Below are 14,533 nucleotides of genomic sequence, written 5' to 3'. Positions count from 1 at the left end.
CCCGTTTTCTCTGCTGCCAAAATGCGGGGGGGATAAAGCGGGTTCCCAGTCCCGACGAATGCGCGATTGCAGTCCTCAAAACACATTTTTAGTATTTACCTCACCTATGTCAAGCCGAGCAACGCCCCGTACATCAGTTCAGATCGTGTTCAATTAGCGGCTTTGCTATGACTTCGCCTGAGTGCCATCGCGAGCCAGCCCACAGGTTTTGCAGTGGTTTCTACAGGATTTGCTATGCTCGCGCCCTCGACCGCAAGCGCCAACATAGGCGTGTCCAGTTCACATTGAGCCTATTTATGTCTGCTGATACTCAAGCCACAACGGTGCGTTTTTCCCGTTCCGACTACAGAACCCTGGGCCTTGCCGCCCTGGGCGGGGCGCTGGAAATTTACGACTTCATCATTTTCGTATTCTTCGCCCTGACCCTCAGCCAGCTGTTTTTTCCGCCGGACATGCCCGAATGGCTGCGTTTGCTGCAAAGCTTCGGGATTTTCGTGACCGGTTATCTGGCGCGTCCGTTGGGCGGGATTCTGATGGCGCACTTTGCCGACCATCTGGGACGCAAGCGGGTCTTCAGCCTGAGCATCCTGATGATGGCGCTGCCCTGCCTGCTGATCGGGATCATGCCCACTTACGCGGATATCGGTTACTTCGCGCCGCTGATCCTGTTGGCGCTGCGCATCCTTCAGGGCGCGGCGGTAGGGGGGGAGGTGCCCAGTGCCTGGGTATTTGTGGCCGAGCACGCTCCGGCCGGTCGCCGGGGCTTTGCTCTGGGTTTCCTGCAAGCCGGGCTGACCTTTGGCTATTTGATTGGCGCCTTGACCGCGACGCTTCTCGCCCAGATGTTCACACCAGCAGAAATCCTCGATTACGCCTGGCGCTTTCCCTTCCTGCTCGGTGGCGTATTCGGTGTGATTGGTGTGTGGCTGCGTCGCTGGCTCAGTGAAACCCCGGTGTTTTTGGCCCTGCGCGAGCGCAAGGAAGGCCGGGCAGAGTTCCCGTTGCGCACGGTTTTACGTGATCACCGTGGGTCTTTGCTGCCGGCGGCGTTGCTGACCTGCGTCCTTACCAGCGCCGTGGTGGTGTTTGTGGTGATCACGCCGACCGTGATGCAGCAGCGCTTTGGCATGACTGCCAGTCACACCTTTGCGTTGAGCAGCCTGGGCATTGTGTTTTTGAATATCGGCTGTGTGCTGGCCGGTCTGATCGTCGACCGTATCGGCGTCTGGCGCAGCATTGCGCTGTACAGCGTTTTGCTGCCACTGGGTATCGGCCTGTTGTACGCCAGCCTGGTAGATCAGTGGGCACTTCCAGGCCTGGCCTATGCATTCGCCGGTTTGACCTGCGGGATTGTCGGGGTGGTGCCGTCGGTGATGGTTGGCCTGTTTCCTGCGCCGATCCGCGTCTCGGGCATTTCATTTACCTACAACATCGCCTACGCACTCTGGGCCAGCACCACGCCGTTGCTGCTGATCGCGCTGATGCCGTGGAGTCCGTGGGTGTGCGTAGCGTTCTGCGGGGTGATGGGGGTGGTCGGGTTGCTCACGGCCCGGCGCTATGGTTCCAGCGGTGCCACTCAGGTCGAACAGCGCTTGTTGGCCAAGGCCGAGATGTAAGGCTTTGACCTTCTGTCATCGCAGTGATTGCTGGCTTTAATAGGAAGCATTACTTTTCGCGCCCCACCTGTGTAGTCCCCTGCGATGACTCAGAAAGTGCCCCGTAAAACGGGCTTCTTTGACCATTACGAAGAGTTGATCGGAACCTGGACCCGGCGCCTGCGCAACCGACAGCAGGCCCAAGACCTCGCCCATGACACTTTTGTCCGCGTGCTCGAATCCAATCTGGATGCGGTCGAGCAGCCGCGTGCGTATTTGCACCAGACAGCACGCAATATCGCGGTGGACGGTTTTCGTCGTGAAGAACTGCGCGACGCCAAGGAGCAGGCATGTGCTGCTTCAGGGGCGGGCGAAACGGGCGATCCGGAGCAGTACATGCGCGCCCTGCAGTTGGCTGAGTCGGTCGAAAGGGCACTGCAGGAACTCCCGATCAATTGCCGTAAAGTCTTTGTCTGGCAGAAGATCGAAGGCCTCACCCAGGCCGAAATTGCCGAGCGCCTGGGGCTGTCCAGGAACATGGTGGAAAAGTATATGATCCGCACCCTGCGCCATCTGCGTGAACGTGTGGGGTCTGCGTGATGACATCGGTAAAGGATTGCATGATGGATACACGTAACTGTACGTGTGACAGCGCGAGCGTGCGCGATGCTGCCGCGACCTGGTTTGCGCGGGTGCAGGCGCAAACCCTGAGCGTGGCAGAGCAGGCCGAATTTGAGGCCTGGCTTGCTCAGCACACCAGCCATGAAGTGGAATACCAATGGCTGGCCCGCCTGTGGTCCGCTGCCGACCTGTTGCCCAAGGCCCGACTGCAGGCGTTGTGCGAAGCGCCGGCACCCAGGCTTGAGCGTCGCTCGTTCCTGGCTTACGGGCTGGCCGCGAGTGTTGTGGCAGCAGTGGCCGGGGCGGGTCTCTGGATGCAGCTGCACTCCTCAGCGGGCTACCAGGCAGAGTTCGCCACGGCGATGGGCGAGCGGCGCACAGTGACCTTGCCCGATGGTTCATCCATTGAACTCAATGGCCGCAGCCAGATACGGGTCAATTTCGAACGCCGCCAGCGCACTGTCGAGCTGCAACAGGGCGAGGGAATGTTCAGCGTGGCCCGGGATGCCGACAGGCCGTTTGTGGTTCAGGCCGGAGCCGGGCAGGTGACGGTGACCGGTACCCGTTTTGATGTGTTGCGTGAGGGGGACCAGGCTCGGATCGCGGTGGAGTCAGGGCATGTGCGGGTGCAGGGTGCCAATCCGGACGCAGCGGTCAACCTGACGGCGGGGCTGGGTACGGTCGTCGACGCACAGGGGCAGGTGGCTGCCGTGCAGCCGGTCAACACTCGAACGCTGACGGCCTGGCGCAGGGGGCAACTGGTGTTTCAGGACGCCACCCTGGGTGAAGTGGCCGCGCAAGTGTCCCGTTATCGCGACAAGCCTGTGCACGTGAGTTCCCCGGCGATTGCCCGGTTGAGGTTGTCCAGCGTGTTCAAAACCGATGACACCGATGCGCTGCTCAAGGCCTTGCCACAGATCCTGCCGGTCGCTGTCAGGGCGCGGGCAGACGGCAGCCAGGAAATCACTGCCAGAAAATAATTGGGCAATCGATTCAGGTTTTTTTCGAGTTCTTCGTCTTCTTGAACAACTGCAACTGGTTTGCATTAACAGTCGCTCTCAAGTGCGATCCACAGGGCAAGACTCGACGTGAAAAACAACAATCTTCGTGGGCGACTTTTTTCGCTTGAAACACCTTTGAGCACTCCAGCTTCTGTTCCCCGAACGCGCTTGCTGCCGCTGGCGTTGGCCCTGGCGGTCAGCGCAGCGATGCCGGGTGCCTTTGCCGGGCAATCCCGGTCGAATGCCATCCACATTCAGTCCCAGCCCTTGGGTGGCGCATTGAGCCAGTTGGCTCAACAGACCTCGCTGCAGGTGTTTTTCAACCCGCAACTGGTGGCGGGCAAGCAGGCGCCTGCAGTCGATGGCAACCTGTCGCCCGAGCAGGCCCTGGCGCAGCTGCTGCAAGGCAGTGGCTTGAGCTACGCGCTGGATGGCGATGCGGTGACCCTGGGGGTGGCACCAACGGTCAGTGCCGCACCATCCGGCCCGCTGGAACTGGGGCCGGTGGATGTGAAGGTGGTCGGTAACTGGCTGAGCGATGCCAATGACGCGGTGGTGCAGAATCATCCGGGCGCCCGGACGGTGGTGCGTCGCGAGGCAATGGTCGAGCAGGGCGCGATGAACGTCAGTGACGCGCTCAAGCGTATTCCGGGGGTGCAGGTGCAGGCATCCAACGGTACCGGCGGCAGCGATATCTCGCTGAACGTAGGCGTACGCGGTTTGACTTCACGGCTGTCGCCGCGCTCCACCGTGTTGATCGACGGTATTCCGGCGGCGTTTGCGCCCTATGGCCAGCCACAGTTGTCGATGGCCCCGATCTCGTCGGGCAACCTGGACAGCATCGATGTGGTGCGCGGTGCCGGTTCGGTGCGCTATGGACCGCAAAACGTGGGCGGGGTGATCAACTTTGTCACCCGGGCCATTCCTGAAACTTTCCAGGGCGAAGTGGGCACGACGCTGGAAACGTCCGAGCGCGGTGGCTGGAAGCACATTGAGTCGGCGTTTCTGGGCGGCACGGCAGACAACGGCATGGGTGCCGCGCTGCTGTACTCGGGGGTCAAGGGCGATGGCTACCGGGCGCGCAACAATGACAACGATATCGATGATGTGTTGCTTAAAACCCACTGGGCGCCCACTGATCAGGATGACTTCACGCTCAACTTTCACTACTACGATGCCACCGCAGACATGCCCGGCGGCCTGACCCAGAAGCAGTTCGATGCCGATCCGTACCAATCGTTGCGCGACTACGACAGCTTCACCGGGCGGCGCAAGGACGTGTCCTTCAAGTACCTGCGCCAGATTGACGACCAGACCCAGTTTGAAGTCCTGACCTATTACACCGACAGCTTCCGTGGCAGCACGATTGCTGCACGAAACCTGCAGACGCTGGCCTCGTATCCGCGCAGTTACCACACCTTCGGCATCGAGCCGCGGGTGTCCCATGTGTTCACGCTGGGGCCCGTGACACAGGAAGTGGGTGTGGGCTATCGCTACCTCAAGGAGGCGATGCACGAGGAGGCCAGCCAGGTCTTGCTGGTGAATAACGTGCCAGTGCCGGGGCCGGGAGCTGACGGTCATGTGTACCAGGATCGCACCGGAGGCACCGAGGCCAACGCCTTCTATATCGATGACAAGATCGATGTGGGTAACTGGACAGTCACTCCGGGTATCCGTTTCGAACGCATCAGCACCCAATGGCACGACCGCCCGGTGCTGGGTAACAACGGTGTGCCCGTGCTTGAGAAGAAGCGCAGCATCGACAGCAGCGAAGCCCTGCCGGCCCTGAGCGTGATGTATCACCTCTCGGACGCCTGGAAGCTGTTTGCCAACTACGAAACCTCGTTCGGCAGCCTGCAATACTTCCAGCTGGGGCAGGGCGGTGTCGGCGATGCGACAGCGGCAGGCCTGCGCCCTGAAAAGGCCAAGACCTACGAACTGGGTACGCGCTACGACAATGGCGTGTGGGGCGGTGAAGTGACGCTGTTCTACATCGATTTTGCCGACGAGTTGCAATACGTCAGCAACGATGTGGGCTGGACCAACCTGGGGGCCACCAAGCACCAGGGCCTTGAAACCTCGGTCCACTACGACATGTCGGCACTGGACGCGCGCCTTGACGGGTTGTCGCTGAATGCGGGCTTTACCTACACCAAGGCGACATCCGAGGGTGACATCCCGAACTTCAAGGGCCGTGACCTGCCGCTGTATTCGCGTCAAGTGGTCAACCTGGGGGCGCGTTATGTGGTCAACCGCTGGACCTACAACCTGGACATGTTTGCCCAGTCCCAGCAGCACGCGCCCGGCACGGGCGGGGTATATATCACTGACCCGACGCCGGATGGCCAGTACGGTGATATTCCGGGTTATGCCACCTGGAGCACCCGGGTGGGCTACGACTTCGGGCCAGAGGCGTCGAACCTGAAGGTCGGTGCGGGCATCAAGAACCTGTTCAACCAGACGTACTACACCCGCTCCAGCGACAACAACTCAGGCATCTACCTGGGTGAGCCGCGTACATTCTTCGTGCAGGCGAGTGTAGGGTTCTAAGAGGCCGGTACAGGGGGGATGCTTGACCTAGACGCGCAAGATCCGCCCGCTGATGGCCACGGCCATCAGCATGGCGGTGATCAGCAAAAAGGCAATGCTCAGGCTGCTGGCATGGGCTATAAAGCCGATGGCCGCAGGCCCTGCCAGAATCCCGGCATAACCCAGGGTGGTGATGGCCGGCACGGCGATGTTTTCCGGCATCACGGTCTGTTTGCCAACGGCGGTGTACAGCACCGGGACGATGTTTGAACACCCCACGCCCACCAATGCATACCCCAGCAGCGCCACTTCCCAGCCGGTCCCCAGTGTTGCCAGGGCCATGCCGGCTGCGGCGAACATTCCGCCCAGCACAATCACCCTTCTGGCACCCAGACGCTTGACGATGGTGTCGCCCATCAATCGACCTGCGGTCATGGTCAGGGCGAACGCGGCATAGCCGAGCCCGGCGTAGGCTTCGCCGATGTTTTTTTCGGTGGTCAGGAATACCGCGCTCCAGTCGAGCATTGCGCCTTCGGCCAGAAACACCGTAAAGCACAGCAACCCGATAAACAGCACCACGCCGTGGGGCACGGCAAACGCCGGGCCGGTGCTTTCGCTGCCATACGCCAGCAGGTGAGGGGCGGCTTTGAGCAGGGCTGCGAGGATCAGCACAATCACCACGACAATCGCCCACAGGGGTGACAGGCCCAACGCAAGCAGCGCGCTGACACCGGCAGCACCGGCAATCCCGCCCACACTGAACAAGCCATGAAAGCCAGACATCATGTTGCGTCCGCTGGCGCGTTCAACGATTACGGCCTGCAGGTTGACGGTAGAGTCGACGGCGCCCAGCCCTGCACCAAATACAAACAGCGTCGCGATCAGCAGCGCCAGGGAACTGGCAGTCGCCAAGAGCGGCAGCGCGAGGCAGATCAGCAGGGTTCCACCGATCAATACCCGCCTGCAGCCAAAGCGCGTGGCCAGAATTCCGGCGATGGGCATGGCCAGGATGGAGCCTGCGCCCAGACACAGCAGTAACAGCCCCAGGGTGGCCTCATCCAGCCCGGCCCGCGCTTTGGCATAGGGCACCAGTGGCGCCCAGGCCGCGAGCCCGAAACCGGCGATAAAAAAGGCAATGCGGGTCGACATTTGTTCGAGACGCCCCGGCACAAGGGGCATTTGGGTGTTGATGGCGGTCATGGTCATCCTTGGAATACGGGCTGTGGTGCGGTGCGGCGTGACATCCTTGCATATTTGCAGCCGGTGTCGCGAGGGCGCTGGCACAGGGGTTTGCGAGAGTGGTTGAATAGCGCGCTGCTCACTCAACTGCCTATGGTGCGTATTTTATGGATAAGAACTCTAACCCTGCAGTGCAATTGCTCAACCCGGCCGGCCTGTATGACCCTGCACCCAACGGCTATTCCCATGTTGCCCGCCTGGCACCCAATGTGCGCCTGGTGTACACCGCAGGCCAGGGTGGTGAGAACGCCGACAGCCAGTTGTCACCCGACTTCGCCGAACAGGTGCGCCAGGCATTTGCCAACCTGCAGATTGCCCTGGCAGCAGCTGATGCGCAGATCAAGGACGTGGCCAAGATCACCGTACTGATCGTGGATCACAGCATGGAGAGGTTGCAGATTCTGGGCGCTGAAGTGGCGCGGGTGTGGGGCGCGCGGCCAGCACCGGCCTGCACCTTGATCCCGGTGCCGCGGTTGGCGCTGGACGAGATGTTGTTCGAGGTTGAGGCCGTGGCGGCAGTAGCCGTGTGAGATGTTCACATGTGGGAGCGGGCTTGCTCGTGATAGCAGCACCTCGGTGATTCAGGTACACCAAGCCCGCTCCCGCAGGAGGGTCACACCTGCAACAAGCGCTCCCTGAGCTTGCCGATTTCATCGCGCATTTGCGCGGCGGCCTCGAACTCCAGGTCTCGGGCCAGGGCATACATTTTTTCTTCCAGCTGGCGTATGCGCTTGCTGATCTCGCTCGGCGAGCGCAGTTCGTTTTCGTACTTGGCGTTTTCTTCGGCGGCTTTGGCCATACCTTTGCGCTTTTTACTGCGCGAACCCGGTACGACCGCACCTTCCATAATGTCGGCAACGTCCTTGAACACACCTTTGGGGGTGATGCCGTTGGCGAGGTTGAAGGCGATCTGTTTCTCGCGACGACGCTCGGTTTCGCCAATGGCCCGCTCCATCGACCCGGTGATCCGGTCCGCATAGAGAATCGCCCGGCCATTGAGGTTGCGCGCCGCGCGGCCAATGGTCTGGATCAATGAGCGCTCTGAACGCAGGAAGCCTTCCTTGTCGGCATCGAGAATCGCTACCAGCGACACTTCGGGCATGTCCAGGCCTTCACGCAGCAGGTTGATGCCCACCAGCACATCAAACACGCCCAGGCGCAGGTCGCGAATGATCTCGACCCGTTCCACGGTGTCGATGTCCGAGTGTAGGTAACGCACGCGCACGCCGTGGTCGGCCAGGTAGTCGGTCAGGTCTTCAGACATGCGTTTGGTCAACGTGGTGACCAGTACCCGCTCTTCCAGCGCGACCCGCTTGGCAATCTCGGACAGCAAGTCGTCCACCTGGGTCAGTGCAGGGCGAATTTCAATTTGCGGGTCGACCAGGCCGGTCGGACGCACCACTTGCTCGACCACACGGCCCGCGTGCTCAGCTTCGTAATTGCCGGGGGTGGCCGAGACGAAAATCGTTTGCGGGCTGATGCGCTCCCATTCATCAAAGCGCATCGGCCGGTTGTCCAGTGCCGAAGGCAGGCGGAAGCCGTACTCCACCAGAGTCTCTTTACGCGAGCGGTCGCCTTTGTACATGGCGCCTACCTGCGGCACGCTGACGTGGGACTCGTCGATGACCAGCAAGGCATCCGCCGGCAGGTAGTCGAACAGGGTCGGTGGCGGCGCACCGGATTCGCGGCCCGAAAGGTAGCGCGAGTAGTTTTCGATACCGTTGCAGTAACCCAGCTCCATGATCATTTCCAGATCGAATCGGGTGCGCTGTTCCAGTCGCTGGGCTTCAACCAGCTTATTATTGGCGCGCAGGTACTCAAGACGCTCCTTGAGTTCCTCCTTGATGCCTTCGACGGCGTCCAGCAGGGTTTCGCGCGGGGTCACATAGTGGCTTTTGGGATAGAAGGTAAAGCGCGGCATTTTGCGGATGACTTCGCCGGTCAGCGGGTCAAAGGCGCTGATGCTTTCGACTTCATCATCGAACAGCTCGATGCGCACGGCTTCCAGGTCCGACTCTGCCGGGTAAATGTCGATCACATCGCCACGCACCCGAAACGTCGAGCGGGCGAAATCCATGTCATTGCGGGTGTATTGCAGGTCGGCCAGGCGGCGCAACAGCTCGCGCTGGTCCAGTTTGTCCCCGCGATCGACGTGCAACACCATCTTCAGATAGGTTTCAGGGCTGCCCAAACCATAAATGCACGACACCGTGGTCACGATAATCGCGTCCTTGCGCTCCAGCAGCGCCTTGGTCGCGGACAGGCGCATCTGTTCGATGTGGTCGTTGATCGAGGCGTCTTTCTCGATAAAGGTATCGGAGGAGGGCACGTAGGCTTCGGGCTGGTAGTAGTCGTAGTACGAAACGAAGTACTCCACGGCGTTGTTCGGAAAGAACGACTTGAACTCACCATACAGCTGAGCTGCCAGGGTTTTGTTGGGCGCCAGTACCAGCGTGGGGCGATTCACGTGGGCGATCACGTTGGCGATGCTGAAGGTTTTGCCTGAGCCCGTTACCCCGAGCAGGGTCTGGTGCGACAGACCGGCTTCGATGCCTTCGATCATCTGACGAATGGCTTCGGGTTGATCACCCGCAGGCTCGAAGCGGGTAACAAGCTGGAAATCGGACATGAAGGACCTCGGGGTTTGCTTCTATAAAGGCAGTGGCCCTTATAAGCGCATGCGACTCAAGCCGCAGGAAAAAACAGGATATGGGTAAATATGGAGGTGATGCCTGACTGTTTCAAGGCGCTGCTCTGACACGGCCATCCTGGCAAAGATTGCAATTGGACCAGTGGCCTGAAAATAAACTCAAATTCTTGGCCAAAACCGGTAATAGCCTGTTGCCCGAATCGTGATCGGGCTTATACTTGCTCCCCGTTTGTGCACCGCTCTAGTGCAATCGGCTGGAGCGTTGTCACCCCCTCCATTCTCCATTCAGAGCCGCCGTAATAATGAGCCTGTTCTCCGCTGTCGAAATGGCACCACGCGATCCTATCCTGGGCCTCAACGAAGCATTTAACGCCGATACCCGTACCAGCAAAGTGAATCTGGGGGTTGGTGTTTACTGCAACGAAGAGGGACGAATTCCGCTCTTGCGTGCCGTTGTCGAAGCCGAAACGATTCGGGTTGCTCAGCATGCGTCGCGCGGCTACTTGCCGATCGACGGTATTGCTGCCTACGACCAAGCTGTTCAGAAACTGCTGTTTGGCGCCGAGTCGCCACTGCTGGCTGCTGGCCGGGTGATCACCACTCAAGCCGTGGGCGGTACTGGCGCGCTGAAAATCGGTGCTGACTTCCTCAAGCAACTGCAGCCAAATGCTGTGGTCGCTATCAGCGATCCAAGCTGGGAAAACCACCGTGCCCTGTTCGAAACCGCGGGCTTCCCGGTTCAGAACTATCGCTACTACGACGCTGCCAGCCATGACGTCAACCGTGCCGGCATGCTCGAAGACCTCAATGCCTTGCCAGCCGGTTCCATCGTTGTGCTGCACGCGTGCTGCCACAACCCGACCGGTGTCGACCTGACCCCGGCCGACTGGCAGAACGTGCTGGACGTGGTCAAGGCCAAGGGCCTGATCCCGTTCCTGGACATGGCGTACCAGGGCTTTGGCGACGGCATCGACGAAGACGCCGCGGCAGTGCGCCTGTTCGCTGAGTCGGGCCTGAGCTTCTTTGTTTCCAGCTCGTTCTCCAAGTCGTTCTCGCTGTATGGCGAGCGTGTAGGCGCACTGTCGATCATCACCGAGTCCAAGGAAGAGAGCGCTCGCGTTCTGTCCCAGGTCAAGCGTGTGATCCGCACCAACTACTCCAACCCGCCAACCCACGGTGCAACCATCGCCGCTGCAGTGCTCAACAGCCCAGAGCTGCGTGCCATGTGGGAAGAAGAACTGGCCGAAATGCGCCTGCGCATTCGCGGCATGCGTCTGCAAATGGTGGAGCTGCTGTCGAAAAAGGCCCCTGGGCATGATTTCAGCTTTGTGGCGCGTCAGCGCGGCATGTTCTCGTACTCCGGCCTGACTGTTGAACAAGTGACGCGCCTGCGTACCGAGTTCGGCATCTACGCCCTGGACACCGGCCGAATCTGCGTTGCTTCCTTGAATCAGCGCAACATTGAAGCCGTAACCGACGCCATTGTTCAGGTCATCTGAAAAATCCATGGAGAAGTCATCGAAAGTGTTGACTTCTCTATTTATATCAGTAAGATAGACGCCATTCCGCGATAGCTCAGTTGGTAGAGCAAATGACTGTTAATCATTGGGTCCCTGGTTCGAGTCCAGGTCGTGGAGCCAGATAGTAAAAAAGCCGCTAGCGATAGCGGCTTTTTTTTGCCTGAAATTTGGTGTGTGGGGGGTAGATACCCCTCAGGCTGAGCCCGGCCCACTGTTCTCATGCGCGCCCTCAATATCCCTCAGCAGGGCTTTTGGATCGCAAGGATCCAGAATGGCCTTATGTTTCTAGCAGCCACCCACCTCAACACTCCATAGCTCAAGCTCCCGGGTATCAAGAAAGCACTGGCGTTTAGCCAGCTATTTGCGGCCAGCACCGTTTTTTTATGCGCTCCATCACGAATATCGCTATTCGATAATAAAAATCGTTTACACCTATCTGAGAATGATTATTATTGGCTTCAGTGTTTGCTCGCTCAAAGGACCTGTGTCAGTGATCAGAACTTCTCCGGTATTTTCCCGACTTCAAGACGGGAAGAGCGTCTACGGCATGCTCAACTCCCTGCCTTCACCCATGCTCTGTGAAATGCTCGCGTTTGCCGGGTATGACTTTTTAATCCTCGATCTTGAGCACTTGCTGCGCTCCGAAGAAGACCTCATGCATTGCATTCGGGCGTGTGAGGCGGCCGGTATTTCTCCCTGGCTGCGCCTGCCCCAGGTTGACGAAAAGCTGATCGGCAGGGCACTGGATGCCGGTATCGAAGGGATCGTCCTTTCACGTACCGAAAGTGCAGCGCACGTTCAGCGCGCCATCGAAGCCGCCCGTTTCCCGCCCTTGGGCAAGCGCGGAATCACCGGCGGGCGCATCACCGGATTCGGTCGTGTGCCATTACCCGAATACATCGAACTGGCCAACCGCCAGACTCCCATCATTCCCATGATCGAAAGCCGCGCCGGGGTCGATGCCCTGGGCGACATCCTGCAATTGCCGGGGGTCGGCATGGTCATGGAAGGCGCGCTGGACCTGTCCCTTGATCTCGGTCTGGGGCCCGACCCTCTCAACCCTCACGTCTGGCAAATGCTGCAAGACATGGCTGACGCCTGCCTCGCCGCTGAAGTGCCTTTTTGCGCAAACCCCCGCACCGCTGAACAGAACGCGTTCTGGCGAGCCCGGGGTGTACGCAGTTTTCTGGCCGGTGAAGACCGCGGCTTATTGCACAACGCATTGAAAGCCCGCCTGCATTCTCTCCAACAGCAATAAAGAGTCGACGTAGATCAATGAAAACAACAACATACCTACACTTTTCACTCAGTCTCATCACGCTTGGCATTTGCCACGCCGCCCTGGCTGCCGATCAACCCCCTGCCAGCAGTCTGGAGCTGGCGCCCATGACGATTCAGGGTGACGTGCTCGGTGCTGCCAGCGATCAGGACGTGCGTACTTACGCCGGCAGTCGCAGCGTGGTCGATGCAAGCGACTTGAAAAAAGCCAGCGCCCGTGGCCTGGACGACGCCCTGCAACGGGTACCCGGAATCAAGATCTTTGACGAGACCGGCACCGGCGCCTTGCCGCAGATTTCCGTGCGCGGGCTCTATGAGAGCCGCAGCGGCCGGATCCAGGCCTTGTCCGATGGTATCCCCCTGGCCTTGGCGCCCTATGGCCAGACCGGTCTTTCGCTGTTTCCGATGACCATGGCCACGGTCGATCGTATTGATATCGTGCGCGGGGGCGCAGCGGTGCAATACGGCCCGAACAACGTTGGCGGGGTCATCAACTTCATCAGCAAGCCGATTCCCCGCGAGTGGGAAACCACGTTGCAGGAGAAAACCACCTTCAACCCTGGCGGGCGCCAGTTGTGGGACACCTATCTGGGCACCGGCGGCTACCTGACCGACAACTTCGGCCTGCAACTGGATATCAACACCCTGAGCGGCGAATACGGTCGCGAACACTCCGACACCGATGTCCAGAACTACCGCCTGCGCGGCCAGTGGAACATCGACGACGATCGTGACCTGAGTTTCGGTGTGCAGCACTACAAGGCCGACATGGACCTGGCCGGGGCACTCAGCGTGAAGGATTACAAGGCTGATCCGCGCCAGTCGACGCGTCCGCTGGACCGCTTCGAAGGCGATACCGATCGCGTGTGGGGCACCTACACCCAGCGCCTGGGTGCGATGGGGCCATTCGATTCCGTGGAAGTGAGCTGGACCAACTTCGCTCACAACAGTTACCGCAACTTCGTGGTCGGCCTGCCGTTCACCCCGGACGGAACGGCAGTCACCAAACAGGACGGTCCCCGTGACTTCAAGGTCTGGGGTACGGAGCCGCGCATCAGTGCCACGGTCGATGGCGACAACGTCGGCCAGACCTGGCTGCTCGGCGCCCGCTATGTCAGCGAAGACATCGATTACAAGGTCAACCGCCAGAGCCTCGCGACCGGCGTGACGGCGCCGTTCCGCGACTGGAAGTTCGATGACAACGCCCGTGCCTTCTACATCAGCAACGCCATCAGCCTGCTCGATCACCGCCTGACCATCACGCCGGGCGTGCGCTATGAAAACGCCCGCATGAATTACAGCGACGGCATCACCGGGTTCGAGCGCGAGAACAAATCCGAGGAATGGCTGCCGGGCCTGACCGTGGGGTATCAGGCAAACGACGCCTGGTATGTCTACGCCAACGCCCAGAAGTCCCTGCGTCCGCCCCAGGTCACGCAGATCGTCAAGGAAGGTGCTGTAGGTGCCGAACTGGCGTGGAACTACGAGACCGGTGTGCGCTATACCCCGTGGGACGGCATGCGCGTCGACTTCAACCTGTACCGCATCGACTTTGATGACCAGATCGCTTACAACGCCACGACCGACCGCTTCGACAACCTTGGCAGCACCCGTCACCAGGGTTTCGAGACCGATATCTTCTGGACCCCGCAAGCCATGCGTGATCTGGACCTGCATGCCGGTTATGCCTACCTCGATGCCAAGCAACGCAACGGAACATTCAAGGACAACGAAGTACCGTACTCCTCGCGTAACCAGTTCATGGTTGACGCCCGCTACCGTTTTGCCGAGCACTGGACCTACAACCTTGACGGCCTGTACATCAGCAAGGCCTACACCGATGCCGCGAATACCCGCGATGAAAATGCCTCGGCCAGTGTGGGTGAGCTGCCTGCTTACTGGGTCTGGAACACGGCCGTGGAGCGCGAGTTCCCGCTGGCAGACAAGAGCGTCCTGACCGCTTCTGCGGGCATCAGCAACCTGTTCAACCGCGAATACTATTTCCGCGGTATCGATACCGCCCCTTGGGGTCGTCAAGCCGCGCCCGAGCGTTCGCTCACCCTAGGCGTCAATTACCGCTTCTAAACCGCGCACACGCGC

The 14,533-nt window shown here is 60.0% G+C and carries 10 protein-coding genes and 1 tRNA gene; 9 read left to right on the top strand and 2 right to left on the bottom strand.

Going from position 1 to position 14,533, the window contains the following annotated elements; genetic code table 11:
- Positions 1-296: 296 nt before the first annotated feature.
- From VSQ83_RS14430 to VSQ83_RS14415, 4 genes are all read left to right on the top strand, one after another.
- Complete coding sequence (locus tag VSQ83_RS14430; protein WP_326427087.1) at positions 297-1,616, top strand: MFS transporter; 1,320 nt, start codon at positions 297-299, stop codon at positions 1,614-1,616.
- 84 nt (positions 1,617-1,700) lie between these two features.
- Positions 1,701-2,195 carry a sigma-70 family RNA polymerase sigma factor gene (locus tag VSQ83_RS14425; RefSeq protein WP_219261239.1) on the top strand — a complete coding sequence of 165 codons (495 nt, stop codon included), beginning with the start codon at positions 1,701-1,703 and terminating at the stop codon, positions 2,193-2,195.
- Positions 2,196-2,218: 23 nt separating this feature from the next.
- The gene (locus VSQ83_RS14420) at positions 2,219-3,196 is read left to right on the top strand and encodes a FecR family protein (protein WP_326427086.1); all 978 of its coding nucleotides are present in this window, start codon (positions 2,219-2,221) and stop codon (positions 3,194-3,196) included.
- A gap of 228 nt (positions 3,197-3,424) precedes the next feature.
- The gene (locus VSQ83_RS14415; RefSeq protein WP_257622800.1) at positions 3,425-5,767 is read left to right on the top strand and encodes a TonB-dependent siderophore receptor; all 2,343 of its coding nucleotides are present in this window, start codon (positions 3,425-3,427) and stop codon (positions 5,765-5,767) included.
- A 27-nt stretch (positions 5,768-5,794) separates the two neighbouring features.
- On the opposite strand, the gene VSQ83_RS14410 is transcribed toward VSQ83_RS14415, so the two are convergent.
- Positions 5,795-6,946, bottom strand: a complete 1,152-nt coding sequence (locus VSQ83_RS14410) for an MFS transporter (protein ID WP_326427085.1) — start codon at positions 6,944-6,946, stop codon at positions 5,795-5,797.
- 146 nt (positions 6,947-7,092) lie between these two features.
- Between VSQ83_RS14410 and VSQ83_RS14405 the strand changes: the two genes are divergently transcribed.
- Positions 7,093-7,515 (top strand): RidA family protein, encoded by a 423-nt coding sequence (locus VSQ83_RS14405; protein WP_326427084.1) that lies wholly within the window; start codon positions 7,093-7,095, stop codon positions 7,513-7,515.
- An 83-nt stretch (positions 7,516-7,598) separates the two neighbouring features.
- On the opposite strand, the gene uvrB is transcribed toward VSQ83_RS14405, so the two are convergent.
- Positions 7,599-9,614 (bottom strand): excinuclease ABC subunit UvrB, encoded by a 2,016-nt coding sequence (uvrB, locus tag VSQ83_RS14400; protein ID WP_133077615.1) that lies wholly within the window; start codon positions 9,612-9,614, stop codon positions 7,599-7,601.
- Between the two features lie 323 nt (positions 9,615-9,937).
- On the opposite strand from uvrB, the gene VSQ83_RS14395 reads away from it, so the two are divergent.
- The 4 genes from VSQ83_RS14395 (at position 9,938) to VSQ83_RS14380 (ending at position 14,518) form a co-directional block, all read left to right on the top strand.
- A complete protein-coding gene (locus tag VSQ83_RS14395) occupies positions 9,938-11,134 on the top strand; it encodes an amino acid aminotransferase (protein ID WP_219261244.1) in 1,197 nt (398 codons plus the stop codon).
- Positions 11,135-11,199: 65 nt separating this feature from the next.
- A tRNA-Asn gene (locus VSQ83_RS14390) sits at positions 11,200-11,275 on the top strand.
- A gap of 370 nt (positions 11,276-11,645) precedes the next feature.
- On the top strand, positions 11,646-12,413 hold the full coding sequence (locus tag VSQ83_RS14385; RefSeq protein WP_326427083.1) for an HpcH/HpaI aldolase family protein: 768 nt from the start codon (positions 11,646-11,648) through the stop codon (positions 12,411-12,413).
- Between the two features lie 17 nt (positions 12,414-12,430).
- Positions 12,431-14,518 carry a TonB-dependent receptor family protein gene (locus VSQ83_RS14380; RefSeq protein ID WP_219261248.1) on the top strand — a complete coding sequence of 696 codons (2,088 nt, stop codon included), beginning with the start codon at positions 12,431-12,433 and terminating at the stop codon, positions 14,516-14,518.
- The last annotated feature ends 15 nt before the right edge of the window (positions 14,519-14,533 follow it).

The sequence above is a fragment of the Pseudomonas sp. DSV-1 genome (assembly GCF_035830915.1).
Lineage (GTDB): Bacteria > Pseudomonadota > Gammaproteobacteria > Pseudomonadales > Pseudomonadaceae > Aquipseudomonas.
This window is presented reverse-complemented; position numbering and strand designations above follow the sequence as displayed.

What these genes read in the sequence shown, in the direction of transcription:
- VSQ83_RS14430 (WP_326427087.1), top strand. Translation starts at nt 297, where the DNA reads ATGTCTGCTGATACTCAAGCCACAACGGTGCGTTTTTCCCGTTCCGAC.
- VSQ83_RS14425 (WP_219261239.1), top strand. Translation starts at nt 1,701, where the DNA reads ATGACTCAGAAAGTGCCCCGTAAAACGGGCTTCTTTGACCATTACGAA.
- VSQ83_RS14420 (WP_326427086.1), top strand. Translation starts at nt 2,219, where the DNA reads ATGGATACACGTAACTGTACGTGTGACAGCGCGAGCGTGCGCGATGCT.
- VSQ83_RS14415 (WP_257622800.1), top strand. Translation starts at nt 3,425, where the DNA reads ATGCCGGGTGCCTTTGCCGGGCAATCCCGGTCGAATGCCATCCACATT.
- VSQ83_RS14410 (WP_326427085.1), bottom strand. Translation starts at nt 6,946, where the DNA reads ATGACCGCCATCAACACCCAAATGCCCCTTGTGCCGGGGCGTCTCGAA.
- VSQ83_RS14405 (WP_326427084.1), top strand. Translation starts at nt 7,093, where the DNA reads ATGGATAAGAACTCTAACCCTGCAGTGCAATTGCTCAACCCGGCCGGC.
- uvrB (WP_133077615.1), bottom strand. Translation starts at nt 9,614, where the DNA reads ATGTCCGATTTCCAGCTTGTTACCCGCTTCGAGCCTGCGGGTGATCAA.
- VSQ83_RS14395 (WP_219261244.1), top strand. Translation starts at nt 9,938, where the DNA reads ATGAGCCTGTTCTCCGCTGTCGAAATGGCACCACGCGATCCTATCCTG.
- VSQ83_RS14380 (WP_219261248.1), top strand. Translation starts at nt 12,431, where the DNA reads ATGAAAACAACAACATACCTACACTTTTCACTCAGTCTCATCACGCTT.